This window comes from Candidatus Marifrigoribacter sp. Uisw_064 (assembly GCF_047730175.1).
Taxonomy (GTDB): domain Bacteria; phylum Bacteroidota; class Bacteroidia; order Flavobacteriales; family Flavobacteriaceae; genus Marifrigoribacter.
Map to the genome: position 1 here is coordinate 2,440,955 of NZ_CP159833.1, position 19,259 is coordinate 2,460,213.

15 protein-coding genes are annotated in these 19,259 nt (G+C 31.1%); 3 read left to right on the forward strand and 12 right to left on the reverse strand.

What is annotated here, in order from left to right:
* Nucleotides 1-187 precede the first annotated feature (187 nt).
* The 3 genes from ABXT64_RS10970 to ABXT64_RS10980 all read right to left on the reverse strand — a co-directional run bounded on the left by ABXT64_RS10970 (nt 188) and on the right by ABXT64_RS10980 (nt 2,982).
* Nucleotides 188-619, reverse strand: coding sequence for a DUF3995 domain-containing protein (locus ABXT64_RS10970; protein WP_443632976.1), 432 nt, complete (start codon nt 617-619; stop codon nt 188-190).
* Nucleotides 616-1,749, reverse strand: coding sequence for an FAD-dependent monooxygenase (locus ABXT64_RS10975; RefSeq protein WP_443632977.1), 1,134 nt, complete (start codon nt 1,747-1,749; stop codon nt 616-618). Before ABXT64_RS10975 ends, ABXT64_RS10970 begins: the two co-directional genes overlap by 4 nt.
* Nucleotides 1,750-1,905: 156 nt before the next feature.
* Complete coding sequence (locus tag ABXT64_RS10980) at nt 1,906-2,982, reverse strand: PD-(D/E)XK nuclease family protein (RefSeq protein ID WP_443632978.1); 1,077 nt, start codon at nt 2,980-2,982, stop codon at nt 1,906-1,908.
* Nucleotides 2,983-3,785: 803 nt separating this feature from the next.
* Here ABXT64_RS10980 and ABXT64_RS10985 point away from each other — a divergent pair.
* Nucleotides 3,786-4,913 (forward strand): FIST signal transduction protein, encoded by a 1,128-nt coding sequence (locus tag ABXT64_RS10985; protein ID WP_443632979.1) that lies wholly within the window; start codon nt 3,786-3,788, stop codon nt 4,911-4,913.
* Entirely contained in the window at nt 4,907-6,655 is a 1,749-nt protein-coding gene (locus tag ABXT64_RS10990) for an ATP-binding protein (RefSeq protein ID WP_443632980.1), read from the forward strand. The genes ABXT64_RS10985 and ABXT64_RS10990 overlap by 7 nt, the downstream gene beginning before the upstream one ends.
* A gap of 67 nt (nt 6,656-6,722) precedes the next feature.
* Here the strand turns inward: ABXT64_RS10990 and ABXT64_RS10995 are convergent, their stop codons facing one another.
* The 8 genes from ABXT64_RS10995 to nhaA all read right to left on the reverse strand — a co-directional run bounded on the left by ABXT64_RS10995 (nt 6,723) and on the right by nhaA (nt 14,535).
* Nucleotides 6,723-7,091 carry a hypothetical protein gene (locus ABXT64_RS10995; RefSeq protein WP_443632981.1) on the reverse strand — a complete coding sequence of 123 codons (369 nt, stop codon included), beginning with the start codon at nt 7,089-7,091 and terminating at the stop codon, nt 6,723-6,725.
* Between the two features lie 424 nt (nt 7,092-7,515).
* Nucleotides 7,516-8,253 carry a methanethiol S-methyltransferase gene (mddA, locus tag ABXT64_RS11000; protein WP_443632982.1) on the reverse strand — a complete coding sequence of 246 codons (738 nt, stop codon included), beginning with the start codon at nt 8,251-8,253 and terminating at the stop codon, nt 7,516-7,518.
* Nucleotides 8,254-8,398: 145 nt separating this feature from the next.
* Nucleotides 8,399-9,157 carry an NYN domain-containing protein gene (locus ABXT64_RS11005; RefSeq protein WP_443632983.1) on the reverse strand — a complete coding sequence of 253 codons (759 nt, stop codon included), beginning with the start codon at nt 9,155-9,157 and terminating at the stop codon, nt 8,399-8,401.
* Nucleotides 9,158-9,340: 183 nt separating this feature from the next.
* Nucleotides 9,341-9,793, reverse strand: a complete 453-nt coding sequence (locus tag ABXT64_RS11010; RefSeq protein ID WP_443632984.1) for a histidine triad nucleotide-binding protein — start codon at nt 9,791-9,793, stop codon at nt 9,341-9,343.
* Between the two features lie 44 nt (nt 9,794-9,837).
* Nucleotides 9,838-10,164, reverse strand: coding sequence for a hypothetical protein (locus ABXT64_RS11015; protein WP_443632985.1), 327 nt, complete (start codon nt 10,162-10,164; stop codon nt 9,838-9,840).
* 102 nt (nt 10,165-10,266) lie between these two features.
* Nucleotides 10,267-11,502 (reverse strand): alpha/beta hydrolase-fold protein, encoded by a 1,236-nt coding sequence (locus tag ABXT64_RS11020; protein WP_443632986.1) that lies wholly within the window; start codon nt 11,500-11,502, stop codon nt 10,267-10,269.
* 104 nt (nt 11,503-11,606) lie between these two features.
* Nucleotides 11,607-13,139: a serine hydrolase gene (locus ABXT64_RS11025; RefSeq protein ID WP_443632987.1), complete on the reverse strand. Its 1,533-nt coding sequence runs from the start codon at nt 13,137-13,139 to the stop codon at nt 11,607-11,609.
* A gap of 94 nt (nt 13,140-13,233) precedes the next feature.
* The gene (gene nhaA, locus ABXT64_RS11030) at nt 13,234-14,535 is read right to left on the reverse strand and encodes a Na+/H+ antiporter NhaA (protein ID WP_443632988.1); all 1,302 of its coding nucleotides are present in this window, start codon (nt 14,533-14,535) and stop codon (nt 13,234-13,236) included.
* Between the two features lie 455 nt (nt 14,536-14,990).
* Here nhaA and ABXT64_RS11035 point away from each other — a divergent pair, with 455 nt between their 5' ends.
* Nucleotides 14,991-16,661 carry a T9SS type A sorting domain-containing protein gene (locus ABXT64_RS11035; RefSeq protein WP_443632989.1) on the forward strand — a complete coding sequence of 557 codons (1,671 nt, stop codon included), beginning with the start codon at nt 14,991-14,993 and terminating at the stop codon, nt 16,659-16,661.
* Between the two features lie 77 nt (nt 16,662-16,738).
* On the opposite strand, the gene ABXT64_RS11040 is transcribed toward ABXT64_RS11035, so the two are convergent.
* The gene (locus ABXT64_RS11040) at nt 16,739-19,222 is read right to left on the reverse strand and encodes a M14 family metallopeptidase (protein ID WP_443632990.1); all 2,484 of its coding nucleotides are present in this window, start codon (nt 19,220-19,222) and stop codon (nt 16,739-16,741) included.
* Between the last annotated feature and the right edge of the window lie 37 nt (nt 19,223-19,259).

Here is a 19,259-nt window from a genome sequence, read left to right on the forward strand (position 1 = left end):
CTGATTGGTTTGTTAATGGAAGACGAAGAGTTAGTAGTTTTGTTACATTGCGACTAACGGGTTTGTGTATGAAAAGTAGGCGATTTCGAAGCACTAAACTTTCAGATAAACACAAACTTTGATACGAGCGAAAACCTTTGCATTTACTACTGTTTCGCCTATTTTTTATATACATTATTACCACCAGTTATTTATTCATTAGTTGTATTATAATCCCAATTATTCCAATTGACAAGCATAATGGTACAAACAATTTTGTGTCAGCTTTCGCAAAATCAGTATGCTTTATTTTCTTGAAAAGCCCTACATATTTAAAATCACCAATTGTTCTTAAAATAAAAATAGTAGGAATTATCCAACCTCCATAAGTAATTATCCAATTAGGAACTTGATTATTGAATATACCTGTTTTTACTAAATATAATAAGCCAAATGAAATTAAGCCAAGAGCAACAATTGCTGTGGCAATTCTAGCTGGTTTCATTGCTTTTTCTCCATTTTCTTCAGTAGGTAAAGCATTATTTATACCCCATTTTCCGCCAAAAATCCAATAAAAATGGATGAACCCTATTATAGTGAAAATTGTAAATAAGGAAATAGATAAAATAGTTTGAATCATATTTCTGCCAATTGAAAAATTAGATCATTCTGTTTTCTATTAACTGAAGTAGGCGTTAATCTTAACATTTGATTACGTAAACCAATTAATATAGGATTTTTAAGATGTGCCATTTTTCCAACAAGCCAACTTGCTTTAACTACTTGATGTGCTTTTGGTAATCTTAATTTTTGATATTCCGAAAATGCTTTGGTAATCTCATATTTGTGTAAACACTCTGAAAGCACAAAAGCATCTTCGATAGCCTGACAAGCACCTTGCCCAATATTTGGGGTTGTTGCGTGTGCTGAATCTCCTATTAAACATACATTATCTTTAAACCAAATGTCTGTTGGTTTTAAGTCTGAAATTTCGGCAGTATTTATATGTTCTTTTTTCGTTGATTTTATAATGTCTTTAATTACTAAATTATAATCACCAAAATATTGCTCTATATTGTTGATAGAAAATTCATTCGCGTTTTTTTTGAACGATTTTAAAGCATACCAATAGACTTTATTTTCTGCAATTTGAACAAAACCAAAACGTTCGGCTTTTCCCCAAGCCTCGTTCAATTCGTTTCTAAAATTTATTGGCAATTCATATTCTGTAACTCCTCTCCAACATATTTGATTAGCATTCCGAATGCTATTGTTCGGGAATAATTTTTGTCTAACAACTGAATTAAGTCCATCAGCTCCTATAACGGTTGAGGATTGAATTTGTTTCCCATTTTCAAAGTTCAATTCGTATCCATTTTCACTTTTAACTATTGAAGTAAGTTTGTTGTTGAGATTAATTTCGGTTGGTTTTAATTTGTCAATCAATATCTTTTGTAATTTCCCTCTATGAATTGCGATGTTTTTTGTGTTGTGTTTTTGCTCAAAATAGGACAAGTCAATTTTCGAAAGTGGTTTTAGATTTGATTTGGTAATATTCATTGAAGAGATTGGATTTCCATTTTCCTCAATTATTTTTCGTAATCCTAACTTGTCATAAACTTGCATTGCGTTATTAGCTAAAATTATTCCAGCACCAACTTCTTTTATCTGTTCGGCTTGTTCAAAAATCCTTGTTTTTATTCCTTTTTGCTCAAGTGCAATTGCTGTCGTTAATCCTCCTATTCCTGCTCCAATAATATCTATGTTCATAAAGTTCGTTCTAATTGGTTGTAACGTGGTTGTGTAAGGAAAGTTGCGTTATAAAAACGCTTAAACTTTCCGATTTATAAATATAGTAAATTAGAAAATAATGAATAAAATGAAAGCAATAATTAAGCAATTTTTTTTACACGGTGTTAGCACAAGTTATTTATTTGGTTTTAGGCTTTCAATTCCTTCTTCTCCTCTATAATAAATTTCAATTCCGGTATCAATTTCTGGATTAAATAATTTAATCTTTTTTCGAGAACTTACTGAATAACGAAAAATATTTTTCCTTTCATCATTTGCACTTTTCACATTGTAATGCCCTCTATTTTTTTCATTTACTATTGACAGTGTAATGTGAATATTTCTTGTTGTCTTATGTAATTCAATTCCTGAAAGATTTAAAACATATTCAGAAAATTTATTTCGGATAAAATCAATTGTATACTCTTCGTCTTCTTTCAATGTTTTAGAGAAGTCTTTTAAAAGGTCAATTACAGGTTTACCATAACTCTTTTTCTCTAATTTTTCTTTCCGCTCTTCAACATAACTTTTAAAGTTCGTTTTTATAAACGAAAGAAATGATTTAATTAAATAGGATGATTGATTATTTATTGGGTCAATTAAGCCATCTTGTTCATTTTTAAATATCTTAATCAACTTATTAAAAACTGAATTTTCGTGATTGTCCCAAAATAAATGATATTTCTTATCGTAATCTAATTTTTCAAATGAATTACTAGATGCATTTGAAGGAACTGGTGTTAAGTAAATAATATAAATTTCAGGCTTTAAATTACTTTCTGAATAATAGTTTTCTAAACCTTTCATTTCATCTTCTAGTTGCGAGTCATTTTTTATAATAGAAGAGTCTGTTATTTTATTTTCTAAACAAATAGAATATATTATTTCAGATGTTTTGTCATCAATTATCTCTATTATTATATCGATATCTCTCCTTTTTCTTTTTCCTTTTTTTTCAAGGTTTACAGATAATTCAGGAATTATATTGATAGAATACCCTGAATATTTAGATAAGTCAGCAATTCTATTATTATACTGAATTTTAGCTAAAAAATCTTTATTAATTTCTGCAATGTCATTCAATAATTCTTGTAGTAATAAACTCGAAATTCCGTGGTCTTCGTTCGGGTCTAATAAATATGCTAAAAAGGAACTAACATTTGGTTCATTGATTGAACCATCATTAGAAGATAAAATTCTGAAAATGTTCATTGATATTTCTAAAGTTTAATTTGAGGTCTAATTTGTGCTAACTGGTTATATCATTATATTGATGCACGTTTATCGGCTTGTGTTACTAGATATACATACTTTTTGTGCATTTTTATCTAATAAAAATCCCCACACCGTTCGCCAAAGGCAAATAGGAGTGGGGATAGAGGATAAAGGTATAAATATTTAAGACAATAGCGTGTTTTTTTTACGAGAAATGTTAATTGTATTTGTTCTTTTTTCCATTGCTGTAAAAAGAACCAAAAAAATCTAGCCTGCAGAAAACACTTCTAAATAGTTTGTTTGCGACCTAAATTTTAAAAACTTATCCTCCTTTGTCGGATTTCAAACAGTTTAAAATTTGACGGTCTTCTTTTAAAAATTTAGAGGTAATACTCTGCTTTAGACCTATGGTCACAGAATCTGATTTTATATCGTTTTTTACAAAAGCATTTTCGTTACTCAAATTTTGTTGACAGCTATTTGTTGACAGCTAGAAAAGGAATAATTAAAAATAATGTGAATAAAGATTGTTTTAACATCTTGTGAATAAATTTTATGATTTATAATGTCAAAGACGCTGTTAAAAATGAAATGTTGCAAATCCAGGGATTTAATTAGCTAAAACACTTATTATGTGGTAAGTAGGGCGGAAGAAAGCTATAGGATTCCCTATAATAGTAATAGATAGATGTTAATAAAGGGATAAAATACTGCTAAATTTCGTCAATAAAAATATTTGTATTATATTGGACGAAATACATATATCAACGACGAAACGAATCACTTAATTATTGTTAGTTATGAAAGTACAACAAATGTCACTTGTTAAGGATTGCTGGCAGAGCGATATATCAGCAATAGATATTGATCCAAATCTCTTATTATTGTTTGTATCTCCAAGCTTTGAAGAAAAGAAAAAAGTAGTAGATTTATTACAAATTAATTATCCAAAAGCTACAATTATTGGATGCTCCACTGCTGGTGAAATTTCTGATATCACTGTAAAAGACGATACAATCTCACTTACTGCGATTCAACTAGAAAAAACCACGTTTAAAAAAGTGTCTTGCAAAGTAAATGATATGTTATATAGTGAAGAAGCTGGTATCGACCTTGCAGAACAATTATACACTGATACTTTAAAACATGTTCTAATATTTAGTGACGGTTTAAATGTGAATGGCGCAGATCTAGTTTCAGGCTTAAAATCTAAATTACCAAATGTTAGTATTACTGGAGGTTTGGCTGGAGATGGCTCGAATTTTGAAAAAACATTTGTTATTAATGGTAATATAATTGATGATAAAACTATAGTTGCACTTGGTCTTTATGGTAATAATTTAAAAGTTGGATATAGTTCAAAAGGGGGTTGGGATAGTTTTGGTATAGAACGTCTCGTTACTAAATCTAACAAGAACATATTGTACGAACTTGATGGAGAGTCAGCGCTTAAGGTTTATAAATCTTTTTTGGGAGAGGAAGCAAAAAATCTACCAAGTTCTGGATTACTGTTTCCATTAAGTATGCGTGATAAAGGAAATGCAGCACCTGTTGTAAGAACAATTTTAGCGATTAATGAAGAAGATCAAAGTTTAACGTTTGCAGGAAACATTCCGCAAGATTCGTATGTTAGATTAATGAAAGCAAATATTGATAGGATTATTGATGGCGCAGAAGATTCTGCTAGATCTGCTAATAAATTAATGAAAAACGACTCACAGTTGGCAATATTAATTAGCTGTGTTGGCAGACGCTTAGTATTAAAACAAATGGTTGAAGAAGAGATAGAGGTGGTTAGAGATGTGCTAGGAGGTCAACCTTGTATTACTGGATTTTATTCTTATGGGGAAATAGGACCTTTCGAACAATTTTCACCTTGTGAATTGCATAACCAAACAATGACTATAACGACGCTTACAGAATGTTAAAAAAGGAGCAACATAGACTATTACGACGTCAGCTTAAAAAAGCAGGCTTAATTGATTTAGACAACCCAAATTTTGCTAAATTTTTAAACACGGTTAATGAAGCCTATAAAAGTTTTGACAAAGATGTTAAGCATATTGAACATATCTTGGAAGAGAGTTCCAATGAACTTTTTATTAAAAAAAGAAATCTAAGATCAGAAAGAGATAAAATTAAAAATAAACTTGAAAATATAGTTGATAATTTTGTTGGTGTTATTTTTGAGACAGATCTTAAAGGTAATTATACATTTTTAAATAACGCTTGGGTTACATATTCTGGTATTCCTTTAAGTGAATCTATAGGTCGAAATTTTCAAGAGTTTTTATCTCTTGAAAACATTGAGGGGAAGAAAAAAATTCAAGAAGTTTTTGTTTACAAAAAGAGGTATATTAAATTCATTTTTAAAAACACAAAGAATGATAAAAAAATGTGGTTTGAGGTAAAAGCAAAACTAATTAATGATGAGCATGGGAATCCTGAAAAATATATTGGAAGCATCGTAGATATTACAAATTTAAAAGAAACCGAAATTAAGTTAAAAAAGGCAAGTGAATCTAAAGATGCTTTTTTGTCTACCATGTCTCATGAAATTAGAACACCACTTAATGCTGTTACAGGACTTACAAATATCTTGTTAATGGAGGACTACTTGCCTAAACAAGAAGAGAGCTTAAGAGCATTAAAGTATTCTGGTGAGCATCTATTAGGTTTAATTAATGACATATTAGATTTTAATAAAATTGAATCTGGGAATATAAAAATTATTGAAAAAGATTTTAGTTTAAATTACTTCTTGGAAAATATAAAATCTCATTTTTTAATTAGAACTAGGGAAAAAGGATTGGTTTTTAAAATTATAAAAAACGATGATGTTCCAGATAATATTATTGGAGATAAATTAAAACTTGCTCAAATAATAAAGAACTTATTAAGTAATTCTTTAAAGTTTACTGAAAAAGGAAATATCTCACTTAATGTTAAAAGTTTAGGTGTCAATAAAAACAAGGTAACCTTAGAATTCGTTGTTTCTGATACAGGAATAGGAATTTCTAAAAGTAGTCAAGACTCTATTTTTGAAAGTTTTATACAAGCAAATTCAGAAACTTCAATAAAATACGGTGGTTCAGGATTGGGCTTATCTATAAGTAGAAAATTATTAAACCTTCAAAATAGCGACCTTAAAGTAAAAAGCGAACCTGGAAAAGGTGCAGATTTTTCGTTTATCATTAAATATAAAATGAGTAATAGATTGAGTATCTATGAACCAGAAATGATAAAATTACACCCAAGCTACGAACCACTTAATATAAATGTGTTAGTTGCTGAAGATAATAAAATGAATGTACTTATTTTAAAACTCTTTTTTGAAAAATGGAATGTAAGGTTTAAAGTTGCTGTAAATGGTAAGGAGGTGTTAACTATTATAGATCAAACAGATACAAGTTTTGATATCATTTTAATGGACTTGCAAATGCCAGAACTAGATGGTTATGAAACTACAAAAATAATAAGAAGTTTTTCAGATCAAAAAATAGCCAATATTCCAATTGTTGCCTTAACTGCGTATGCACAAACTGACACAAAAGAAAAGACTGAGCGTTTTAAAATGAACGGTTTTATGAGCAAACCTTTTAATCCTATGGAGTTATATTCTCTTTTAAAATTATATAATAAAAAGGACACTAAAATTAACACAGTTTAAATGCATAGTTAATCGCATTTTCGCTAACCAATTTCAATTAATTCAATCTAAGCTTGACCAAGGTTTCTCAAATGCACCACAACGGTTTTGAGAAGTAGGCGAGTGCTAGCAATGAATTATATATGGTGGTACCTGTAGTAATATTAAATAATTTATTTTGTCCCTCCCAACGTAATACAATTCCAAAAATATGTGAATTATTCCTCTCGAAAAAAGGAGTTAAGATTCTATTCAATATTTGCATTGTATTAACATCGTCTGCCCAAGATTGAAGAATTTGTATAAATATTAATCCAGACTCATTTTGAGGTAATTGTTTATTGGCAATGCTTAATGTGTTTTTTATTGTGTTATTAGATAAAGATGTGCTTTCAATTTTATGCTTAATTTCGCAATTCACAATTAAGCCATCGATAATTTTAATATCGAAATCCATTTTCTTTTTTCCTGTAGGTTTTACATATTAAAATTTGATTCCTCTGCGCAATAAATGTGCTCCGACTTCAATCTCAGCATATCTTGAAACTAAATTTCCAGATTTAATTTCTTTAACAATTAAATCGAAATTTTTTATTTTTCGAATGTTAAAAACATTCTCAGAGAAGTTCGATATTCTGCTCTACCACATATATCCTATTTCCTGAGATTTAAAAAATGAAAAAGCATCTTCATTTTTCTTTTGTGTTTTAACTATTTTAAAGAAAGTTTGATCTACCCATTAACTATCAGCAAGTTGTCTTAAAGCTTCAACTGAAATTTTCATAAGATAAAAGTCAGGGTGTTTATTCGGATGTATCTCCTTTAAAAGCTTTAATTATACCTGACTTTTTTTTGGGTTTTATCTATTGTTAGGTATCGTTCTATTTTTTAATTTTTGTAAAGGGGATAATCATGGGTACCTTCTTTTGATACGCTTCATAATCTTTTCCAATAGAATCTTTAAGATCTTTTTCTTCTAAATATTTTACTGAAATAAAAATATAAATGGTAGTGACTATCGTAAACATAAAATGTCCATACGTCATTACAGGAGCTGCCCAAAAAGCAATAATAAACCCTAACATAATGGGATGTCTAACAAGTTTATATAAATAATTGGTTTTAAATTTCTGATTTTGAGTTTGTCTTTCTTTGAAATTATCAAAAACTTGTGTTAAACCAAACAATTGAAAATGACTAATCATAAAAGAAGATAAAAATACAATTAACCAGCCAATAAAAAATACCCCTGTGATTATCATGCTTATACTTTCGTTTTCTACTTCCCATAGTATAGTAAGCATCGGTTGCCATTGCCAGTAAATAAGTAATAATGATAGGCTAGACAATAAAACATAGGTACTACGTTCTATGGCAGGATTTATAAATTTTGTAAGCCATTTTTTAAATTCGGGTCTTGCCATTACACTATGTTGAATTGCGAAAATGCTTAATAAGACCGTATTCATTAGTATTGCTTCTAATAATGTGGTTTCTGTTCCAGCGTCGATGGACTTTGGCACTAAAAAGTTTCCTACAAATCCGATTGCATAAAGAAATGAAACAAGAAAAAACAAATAGGCAATTACTCCATAAAGAAAGAGGATAGTTTTTTTCATAAAATTAAATTTTAAGTTAGTATTAGCTATTTAATTTTAAACGCTCTCTAATTCGCATTTTTTTTAAATGTTTGTCTTTTAATTGGTTATGAAAAAAAGTTCCCATGATGGTGGGAGCTTAATTATGATTAATTCTAAAAGGCAACTATGATTTTCTACCTCTAGAGTTATGCTTTTCTATATTCTTTACGAAAATTAATTTGTGTTTACTTTTTGGGTTTTCGCGTTGTTCTATTTCGAAACTCCCGATGGATTTAATTAAGGGAGTTAGTTTTTCAAAACCATAATTTCTAGAATCAAAATTTGGTTGTTTTTTTTGAAGTAAACTTCCTACGTCTCCAAGAAATGCCCATCCATCCTCATCTGAGGAATCTGTAATCGTCGTAGATAATAATTTAATTACTCTAGGTGTAATTTGATCAATGCTTTCATCGACTATATCTTTCTTATCAATATCCTCTTTTTTATTGGATTGTTTTCTAAGTATTTCGATGTATATAAATTTGTCACAGGCTACGATAAAAGGAGTAGGTGTCTTTTTTTCGCCAATCCCAATCACTAACATTCCAGCTTCTCGAAGTCGAGTTGCAAGTTTTGTAAAATCACTATCGCTTGAAACCAGACAAAAACCATTTACTTTTTCAGAATAGAGAATATCCATGGCATCAATGATCATGGCTGAATCGGTCGCATTTTTTCCAGTAGTATATGCATACTGCTGTATGGGTGTAATTGCATTTTGAAGTAGGAGATTTTTCCATTTCGACAAATGAGGATTGGTCCAATCACCATAAATCCTTTTAATGGTAGGGTTTCCATACTTTGCAATTTCCTCCATCATCTCTTTTACATGAGCAGAAGGTATATTATCTCCATCTATTAGTACTGCTAAATTTGAATTCATACACTGGCTTTAATCTTTATTAATTCCTTGATTGGATACTAAGGATTTGTATAAAATTAGTGTTTTTACATTGATTTTATACTTTGTTGGACCTCAATATTTATTTTAATTGACATCAATAAACTTTTTTTAAAAAAAAAGCCCCAACAGTGTTGGGACTTTATAAATAAATTGAAAACATTTTTATTTGGCTTGAATCACCATAGGGCCTAAGGTTTTTCCACCTAATAAATGCATGTGCAAATGAAACACAGACTGTCCTGCATCTTCATTAATATTCATAGTAAGTCGGTAACCTGTTTCAGAAATACCTTGTTCTTTTGCAAGTTTTTTTGCTACTAAAAAGAGTTTACCTAGCAATAAGGTATCTTCTTCGGAAACTTCATTGATGGTGTGGATTTCTTTTTTAGGAACGATAAGTAAATGAACTGGTGCTTGAAGACGCAAAGGGACAAAAGCAATTATATCTTCATCTTCATATACGATTGTAGCAGGTAAGTCTCCATTAATTATCTTAGTAAACACAGAGCCTTTTTCAATTTTATCTATTTTATTTTTTTGATATTCAGTACTTTGACTCCATGCGGGAGTAATCACTAATAAAAGGAGGGTGCTAAAAATGAGTAGCTGTTTCATTCTATGTTATTTTTAATCGAATAAAGGCAAGGTAAATTAAGAGTCTATCTAGCCAATAGTTTGCTTGATACTTTATAACTAGCTGAAAATAAAAGTCCTTCCTGAGACATTCTTAAGGTCTTAAAAGTCTTATTATACCAACGAGGATCGGTTGCTTTTTTATTTACATCTTCATGTGAAGAAACTTTGAAGGTCTTTCCGTCAAGCCAAGATGATATGTTGTAGATACCAATACCTGAATGTTCGCAACGTTGCAAAAGGGTTCCGAAATCTGTTTCAGAAAAATAAAATAGGGAATCATCATCGAATCCATCATTTAGATTTTTTAATTCAGTAAAAATATGCTGTTTTAAATATTCAGATTGTTCCATTTGTAGGATTAAATTTTATTCTGTAAAACTACAATAAAATAAAACCCTAGCATCTGTATTTGTTGGAAATGAATCCTTGGATTATATTATCAAAAAATGGGATTAATTTTTTTCTTTTAATTTTTCCACCCTTTCTTTATAATAATCGGAATTATTTAATTCATATGCTTTTGTAACATATTTAAGTGCTTCACTAAAATTATTTTGAGATTCGTAATACTCAGCCATCGAATCGTATCCATTTGCACTGTTTGGATAATAATCGATATTCATTTTAAAAAATAAATATGCTTTCTCAGGCTGTCCCATTTGTAAATTCATATATCCATACCCATTAAATAATTCTTCCACCATAGGAGGTGTTTTATAGCCTAAATGTGAAGTGTAAATTTCTTCCTGCTTATTTAATAAAGCTTCTATTTCAGCTACGGTAGTTTCTGGATTGTTGTACAATTGAGGATGTTTAAACTGAAACCATTCAAATAGAAAAACTAAACCATCTCGTATGGAAGGTAAGGGAACGGTGCCATGTAAATCTTCAGGATATACGTCCATAGAAAAGTGTAATCCGTTCTTTTTATTAGATTCAGCTACCTGAGAAAATTCTAATATGGAACGAGGAAATAAAGTGAATTCTGAAGTGTCTTCCATAACATTAGATAGGGTCACTTTTTCATCAAGCATGTGAAGTTGTTCTGCTGCAAGAGACATGTATAATGAAACTCCTTCAAAGCTTTCTGTCTTAAATTTTTCTTTCGCTTGGTTTAAAATATATTGATTGTCCCATTCTATACTTGGATCAATAGCGATATAATTTTTGAATAAAGGAGTATGGTTTAGCATAATGTTTACTGCGAACAACCCTGCGTACGAATGACCTATTAACGTACGATACGGGCTTGAAGCATATTTTGAATCGATATAAGGAATCAATTCCTTTTCTATAAATTGAGTAAGATTATCTGCCCCTCCAGTTTCTTCATCCATAGCACTTCCACGTCTCATTTTTATTTGAGTAGGAGTAAGGTCTCGGGTACGATGTGTACTGTTTGAAATACCTACAAGGATCATAGGTGGTAAATAGTGTCCATAATAATTTTCGTAGACGACATTCAATGTATTTTCTAATGAAAAACCATCTAATATATAGACTACGGGATATTTTTCGGCAATAGAAGGGTTGTAATTTTCGGGAAGCTTTATCCAAAAATTTCGTTGTTCTTTTAAGTGGTCAGAATAAATACTATCTGCAATTCTAGCATTGGCTTCTTGTGATTGTGCATTTTGTTGAGTTGAAAAAAGAGTCACAAAGAGCACTAAAAAAAAATAATTTTTCATGTTTATATTTTATATGAAGCAAATATAACTAAAAGATTAGTTTAAACTAATCTTTTAGTTATAAATAATACATAAACTAGAATGTGAATTTTTTAATAGGGGTATTATTCTTTGAATGGCTTCAATTCTTCAAAAAAGAAATCGTCGTTAGGAACATCAAAATCAAAACCAATAACCTTTAAATTATTATCGGTATTTATTTTTATAGTTCCGAAACTAAACCAGGCTTGGGGATGATTCCAATGGAGTTCCCAAACATTATGATGCCAATGCGTAAGTGTGGCAGTTAGTAATGGAGCATCTTCAAAGGCTAAAGTAAGTACTTTGTTTTTTTCTGAAATAGAAATGGTTCCACCCAATTTAGACCCATAAGCACCTAACATATTTTTTAACTCGATAGTTGGTTTAGTACCGATTTCTCTTTTTGCTTGTCTATCTAAAATACGGGTATCTCCTTTATGATATTTGTTGGTTCTTTCTAAATGAAGTGCAGACCAATCTTTAGTTTCTACACCCATAAATTGATCCAAAGCATAGTATGTTGCTGCCATGATCGGACTTTTAACTCCATTGGTTAAAACTACCACGCCTAAATTTTCTTCAGGAATAAGAGTTACAGCAGTAATCATTCCGTCATAACCTCCCGTATGTCCAATGCGTAATTTACCATGATAATCACTGATTCCCCAACCCAATGCATAGGCATTAAAATGTTTATTAAAGTCATTCTTTTTTGTTTGGTCAACATAATGATTGGTATGAGGTCTCCAAACCATATTACGAGTGTCTTTAGTTAATAAAGTATCCCCTTTATGAATGCCATGATTCATATTAAAGATCATCCATTTCGACATGTCTTCCACACTTGAGATAATCCCGCCTGTAGCACCTACATTATCCCAATTTACCCAAGGGATCACATAATTTTTATCGTCTTTTCTTGCATGAGGAGTCGCATAATTACCTTTCACTTTTAATTCGCCTAAAGTAGCAATGGTTCTATCCATATCTAAAGGTTCAAGGATTCGTTCTTTTACATTTTCCGCCCAAGTTTTGCCGGTCACTGTTTTAATGATTTCTCCTGCCGTAATATACATAAGGTTAGAATATCCATACCCCGCTCTAAATTCGTATGCTTGTGGAACATATTGGATACGTTCAATAATTTCTTTTGAAGAAATATTCGATTTATACCAGATATTATCTCCACTAAAAGTACCTAATCCTACACGATGACTTAAAATATCTCGAATAGTAATATGTTCGCTTACCCAATCATCATACATCGCGAAATAGGGAAGGTGTTTTTTAACTTTATCGTTCCAGTCAAGCTTTCCTTCCTGCACTAACATTCCTATAATTGCTGAAGTAAATGCTTTCGAATTTGAAGCGATGGCATACAAAGTGTTTTCATTAGGTTGTTCTTTTTCACCTACTTCTTTTACACCATAATTTCCTTTGAAAATGAGTTCTCCATCTTTTATAATTCCTATAGAAGCACTGGGTAGATCCCAATCTTGAACCATTTTTGAGAAATAAGCATCAAGTTCTTCTAGATTAACGTTGGTGTTTGTTTGAGCTTGTACACCTGAAACAAATAAAAGAGAAGCAACGAATAGGTAAATAAATTTTTTCATAGGGAATATTTAATGGGCACTAAGTTAATAAATAAGGTGTTGAGAAATATATTTCATAAAAACTTAGCAGCATATTAATTTCGATGATTAAAAGTTACTCATGTTTCTTTGGATTTAAGCGCAACACTGTATATCCAATCAATGCAGAAATAAAGGAGCCTATTAAAATTCCAATTTTAGCAGAGTCGATATATACAGGATTATTTTTAAAAGCCAAACTGGCAACAAAAATAGCCATGGTAAATCCAATACCTGCTAAAAAGGAAACTCCAATAATTTGTTGGTTGCTTATGTCTTCAGGAACTGCGATGAGTTTTATTTTTTTAACAAAAAGAACGATGGAACTAATTCCTATGCTATTTCCAATTACTAGACATATAATAATATTTGTAATTAAGGCTGAATCTAAATCGAATTGACTATTAAAAACCACTCCAGCATTGGCTAGAGCAAACACAGGAATAATAAAATAAGCAACCCAGTCGTGTAATCTATGTTCTAAATGTTGAAGCGGAGATTGGTATTGGTCGGTCCAGTTTTCTAGATCATCTACTTCAGCTATTTGCTCTTTCGATAAAATTGGTTTTTCTGAAGTTTTTGCATTTTTAATATTCTCTACTATAGAAGATAAATTTTCGATAAAGGCGGGTGTATTTATTTTTTGTCTCACAGGAACAGAAAACGCTAATAAGATTCCTGCAATAGTAGGGTGAATTCCTGATTTTAAAAATAATACCCAAACAATTACACCAAAAATTAAAAGCAAATATTTAGAATAATACCCTTTAAATGATAAAAAGTAAAGGATCGCTAATAATACTAAAGCAGCCATTAATAAACCTAGGTTGATATTTTCACTATAAAAAATAGCAATAACTAGTACAGCACCAATATCATCAACAATAGCAAAAGCGGTTAAGAATATCTTTAAACTTAATGGCACTCTATTTCCTAACAGTTTAAGAATTGCTAAAGAAAAAGCAATGTCGGTTGCCATAGGGATGCCCCAACCTGGCATTGTTTCTGAATTTTGATTAAGTACTAAAAAAAATAAAACAGGGATTAACATTCCCCCCAAAGCACCAAACAATGGAAATGCTATTTTTTTAACAGAATTGAGTTCTCCAATGAGAAACTCTCTTTTAATTTCTAATCCGATAAGGAAAAAGAAAATGGCCATTAATCCATCATTAATCCAAAGAATTAATGGTTTGTTCAATTCAAAATGACTTGAAGTAAATCCGATTTTATATTGCCATAATAATTGATAACTCTCTCCAAACGATGAATTTGCCCAAATTAAAGCAAGGATGGTAGCTATAAATAATAAAATCCCACTAAAGCTTTCAATCTGAACGAATTTTTGGAAAGGAGAAAGTATGTTTTTTTTAATCATGGGCTAATGTTTAGCAGTTTTAATGTGGTTTAAAATTTTGCATAAGATATCAAAACTGAAATTCATTTCATTGATAATGTGCAAAAATACAAGCCCTTAAATTGATATAAGACTATTGACTATTTTGTTTAACAAGAACTATAATAAATTAAACAAAAAAATTAATTTTAGAGTTTTTATGTGTTTTTTTACTTTCATATTTCTATAAAATTGATTAAAATAAGAGATAATTGATAATGATATAGGCGTTTAAGTGTAACAAAAACAAGGGTTTATAAATATTTGTTAAAGAAATTAAAAAAAAGATTAAACAGAATGATATTTCTTCTATATTTGAATATCATTGAGTTAAGATAAAATAGCATCCAATCATTCTAGAAAAAATTGGATTAAAATTTAAAATTACTTAGTGGGAATAGTTAAAGTTAAAAAAAAACCTAAAAAAAAATAAGATTATGAAAAATTTATTACAATTAATTGTGGTTGTATTTATTTCCGCCACAACATTCGCTCAAACTGCTAGAGTACAAGTAATCCACAATTCAGCTGATCCAGTTGCAGCTGAAGTAGATGTATATGTAGGTGCTACACTAGCTCTTGATAATTTTGCTTTTAGAACAGCAACTCCCTTTATTGACCTTCCGGCTGGAGTAGAAATTGCACTTTCAATAGCTCCTGGGAATAGTTCAAATGTAGGTGATGCACTTTTAACAGTACCTGTTACGCTTACTGAAGATGAAACCTATATTGTAACAGCAAATGGTCTTGTAGATCCATCATCTTCACAACCTTTAGCATTACATGTATATGGTTTGGGTAGAGAAGAGGCAAGTGTTTCTTCAAACGTAGATATATTAGTTCTACATGGATCAACAGACGCTCCTGTAGTAGATGTTGTTGAAACAGATGCTGGAGCTGGAACTATTGTAGACAATATAGCTTATTCTGAATACCAAGGGTATTTAGAATTACCTACAGCTAATTATGCTATTGAAGTAAGAGATGAGACTGGAACAGTAACTGTAGCTGCTTATGAATTACCTTTAGAGACATTAGGATTAGAGGGACAAGCATTAGTTGCTGTAGCTTCTGGGTTTTTAGATTCTTCACAAGGACCTGCATTTGGTGTATGGGCTGCATTGTCAGCAGGTGGAGCTTTAGTTGAACTTCCTTCATCTACAGCAAGAGTTCAAGTAATACATAATTCTGCTGATGCTGCTGCAAATGAAGTAGATATATATATTGGCGGTAATTTAGCTCTAGATAACTTTGCTTTTAGAACGGCAACTCCTTTTATAGATTTATTTTCTAACGTTGAGGTAGAAATCGCTGTTGCTCCTGCAAACAGTACTAGTGTTGGAGATGCTATAGCTACATTTCCAGTAACATTAATGAGACTAGAATCTTATGTAGTTGTAGCAAATGGAATAGTAAGTCCTTCAGGATATAACCCCCCAACACCTTTTGGTTTATCAGTTTATGGAATGGGTAGAGAAGTAGCTACATCGAATACAAATACAGATGTATTAGTACACCACGGTTCTACAGATGCACCAATTGTAGATGTTGTTGAAACAGGCGTTGGAGCAGGTACTATTGTAGATGATATAGCTTATGGTGATTTCCAAGGATATTTAGAACTTCCTACAGCAGATTATAGGCTAGAAATAAGAGACGAAACAGGTACAGTAACCGTTGCTTCTTTTGAGGCTCCACTTTCTACACTTGGATTAGACGGCGCTGCTCTTACGGTAGTTGCTTCAGGATTTTTAGATCCTACACAAAATTCAGATGGACCTGCTTTTGGGTTATGGGTTGCTTTACCTTCAGGTGGAGGTTTAATAGAATTACCACCTTCAGCTTTAGGAGTAGAAGATTTTGATATCAACACTTTTGTAATGTATCCTAATCCGGCTACAAATCAATTAAATATTTCATTAGATATGAACGAATCATCTATGTATAATTTAAGTGTTATTGATATGATGGGAAGAATTATATTTCAGAAAGAAACACAGTCTTCTGTCAATACTATAGATGTTTCTAGAATGGCTTCAGGTATCTATAATATAAGTTTAGAATCAGAATCAAAAATTATTGCTACGAAAAAGTTTATTAAAATGTAATTTTTAGTTAGTTAGTTAGTTAGTTAGTTAGAATGGAAAGCCCACAAGTAACATTGTGGGCTTTTTTATTTATACAATTATATCATCACTTTATTGTTATTGACAAAGAAAATCCCGTTTACTAAAAATAGCTTGCCATTTTCCCAGAACGACCTAAATAAAACATCGTCTGATAAATAAATAACGCTTCCTTTTCCCATTCGAGTTTCACCAAAGATCATAGAATTTTTGAGACCAGCTTTCGCATCTTCTCCTGAAAATCCAGAAACACTTACTGCATCACCTTTTATATAACCTACATTATAACCACTCTCCAAAAATTGATACGAAGCACTTCCTTGTTTTAAACTAAAATAGGTGTCATTATAACCAAACGCTAAGGGGTGCGTTTTATCAATCGCAATTTTATAGATGCTTCCAGTAATAAAGTCTTTAACTTTATTTTGTTCTCTTTGGTCATAAGGAACCAGCTTCTCATTGTCGTCTGTATCCTCTTCATCATTATCGTCTTTATTTTTACTAATATTGAATCCGTCTTTATCATTGAAAAACCCAACTGCTTTTCCTAGTGCAATAACTTTTCCTCCCTTTCGAACCCAATCTTTTAAATCACTTAAAGCATTTTCTTTAATAGCGCGACTATACCTTCCTTCAGGTACAATCAGCACATCGTATTTGTCTAAAGAAACCTTCGAAAAATAATCTAGATCAATTGAAGTTATTGGATATTTTAATTGGGTTTCAAAGAAATGCCAGATCGCTCCATAACCAAGAGATGATACTCCACTACCTTTTAAAATAGCTACGCGCTGTTTATTTACTAATTTAATATCTGGTGAGCCAAAATCGGTTCCATTGTCTGAAAAACTGCTAGTAGCTATAAATAAATCTCTTTGGTGCTTATTTGCTAAGGAAGTAACTAGTTGATCAAATTCAGGATTGGTTCTATTATCACTTTTTGTAATCACTAAGCTCCCTCTATCAAATGAAGCTCCATTATAACTCAATTTCTTTTCTGAAAACCGAACTTTGATATTATTTTTTAATAATTCTGCTAAAAAAGAAGCATCGTACATACTGTTCCATTTACTAATATATCCTGCCCCAGATGCTAATGCAGTATTTGTTATATTATTTGACAGCGTATTCTTATCTGTTGAAATAAGTGAGGTACTCGCAATGGTTTCTAATCCGTACGCATAAGGAACACTCCATGCAGTAATATCATAGGTTAAAGGATTACTTAATTTTGCTTCCTGTTCAAACAATACTTTTACCATATTCCCTTTGGGCTGATTGGTACTAACCACTAACGCATTGTTTACATTTAGACTTCCTTTTGAAATGGTAGAAAAATTGAAACCACTCACAGTTCCATTCGATTTGTAACCGTATTTAATTTCATGTTTATCTAATAACTTTGTCAGCGATTCAATTTTATCAGCGTTCCCATTTAACACATAACTTTTATAGGTAAAGTTCGTGCTGGTAAAGAATTTTTTAAATTCAGTATTGAGTTGCTTTGCATTTTTGGAAGATATTTCAACGGTAGAAAGCCCTGTAGTATTATGATGTGCCACACGATCAATTAAAGTAAGTTCGTAGCCTTCGTCGGTATTAATCCCTAATCCAGCTCTTCCATGACCTGCTTGTTCGTAAGTCATTCCAATAGCTCCCATAAAGGTAGGATAGGTGTCTCCGTAACTTGGATATAATAAATCGAATCGTTCTCGTGTAAAAAATAACCAGCCTTCTTCGTCAAAATATCTAGCATGATTTTTACCTATATCAGTTTGAAATTTACGTTGCCAATCACTAATCACTTCATGAAAAGGTTCTGCGGCAGGAGCAAAATAATAAGGTTCATTGATCCCTTGTTCATGAAAATCGACATGTACATGAGGCATCCACTGATTATAAATTATTAAACGTTGCTGACTTTCAACTTGTGTTGCCCAAGCCCAATCTCTATTTAAATCGAATAAATAATGGTTCGGTCTTCCTCCCGGCCAAGGTTCGTGATGTTCGGTTGCATTTTGTGAAGCATTATAAGGAGTCGCTTTTACCTGATTGTACCAATTTGCATAACGATCACGACCATCAGGATTTATACAGGGATCAATAATTACTACGGTATTTTCTAACCAAGTTTGTTTTTTAGTGATTAATTCATATAAAGTAACCATGGAAGCTTCTGTGCTAGACGCTTCGTTACCATGTACATTATAACTCAACCATACAATCGCTATTTCTGGTTGTGCGGAACCATTTTCGATTCCAATATTTTTTAAATTATCAGTACGTATCGTTTCAATGTTTTTTATGTTGTCTGAACTAGAAACTATAGCATACGTTAGTGGGCGTCTTTCATTTGTTTTTCCGTAGGTATCATAAGTAACCATGTTACTATTGGAAGCTACATATTTAAAATAGTTTACCACATCTGCATGACGAGTAAATTCAGTTCCGATTTCATAGCCCAAAAATTCGGCTGGAGATTTTATTTGAGAACTACTGGTAAATGATATAAACAGAAATAGGGAAAATAATATTCTTGACATTGATTTTTTTTTTTAAGAAAGTAAATCTACTAAAAAA

Coding starts and splice junctions, on each gene's coding strand:
- ABXT64_RS10970 (WP_443632976.1), bottom strand. CDS start 619: ATGATTCAAACTATTTTATCTATTTCCTTATTTACAATTTTCACTATA.
- ABXT64_RS10975 (WP_443632977.1), bottom strand. CDS start 1,749: ATGAACATAGATATTATTGGAGCAGGAATAGGAGGATTAACGACAGCA.
- ABXT64_RS10980 (WP_443632978.1), bottom strand. CDS start 2,982: ATGAACATTTTCAGAATTTTATCTTCTAATGATGGTTCAATCAATGAA.
- ABXT64_RS10985 (WP_443632979.1), top strand. CDS start 3,786: ATGAAAGTACAACAAATGTCACTTGTTAAGGATTGCTGGCAGAGCGAT.
- ABXT64_RS10990 (WP_443632980.1), top strand. CDS start 4,907: ATGTTAAAAAAGGAGCAACATAGACTATTACGACGTCAGCTTAAAAAA.
- ABXT64_RS10995 (WP_443632981.1), bottom strand. CDS start 7,091: ATGGATTTCGATATTAAAATTATCGATGGCTTAATTGTGAATTGCGAA.
- mddA (WP_443632982.1), bottom strand. CDS start 8,253: ATGAAAAAAACTATCCTCTTTCTTTATGGAGTAATTGCCTATTTGTTT.
- ABXT64_RS11005 (WP_443632983.1), bottom strand. CDS start 9,157: ATGAATTCAAATTTAGCAGTACTAATAGATGGAGATAATATACCTTCT.
- ABXT64_RS11010 (WP_443632984.1), bottom strand. CDS start 9,793: ATGAAACAGCTACTCATTTTTAGCACCCTCCTTTTATTAGTGATTACT.
- ABXT64_RS11015 (WP_443632985.1), bottom strand. CDS start 10,164: ATGGAACAATCTGAATATTTAAAACAGCATATTTTTACTGAATTAAAA.
- ABXT64_RS11020 (WP_443632986.1), bottom strand. CDS start 11,502: ATGAAAAATTATTTTTTTTTAGTGCTCTTTGTGACTCTTTTTTCAACT.
- ABXT64_RS11025 (WP_443632987.1), bottom strand. CDS start 13,139: ATGAAAAAATTTATTTACCTATTCGTTGCTTCTCTTTTATTTGTTTCA.
- nhaA (WP_443632988.1), bottom strand. CDS start 14,535: ATGATTAAAAAAAACATACTTTCTCCTTTCCAAAAATTCGTTCAGATT.
- ABXT64_RS11035 (WP_443632989.1), top strand. CDS start 14,991: ATGAAAAATTTATTACAATTAATTGTGGTTGTATTTATTTCCGCCACA.
- ABXT64_RS11040 (WP_443632990.1), bottom strand. CDS start 19,222: ATGTCAAGAATATTATTTTCCCTATTTCTGTTTATATCATTTACCAGT.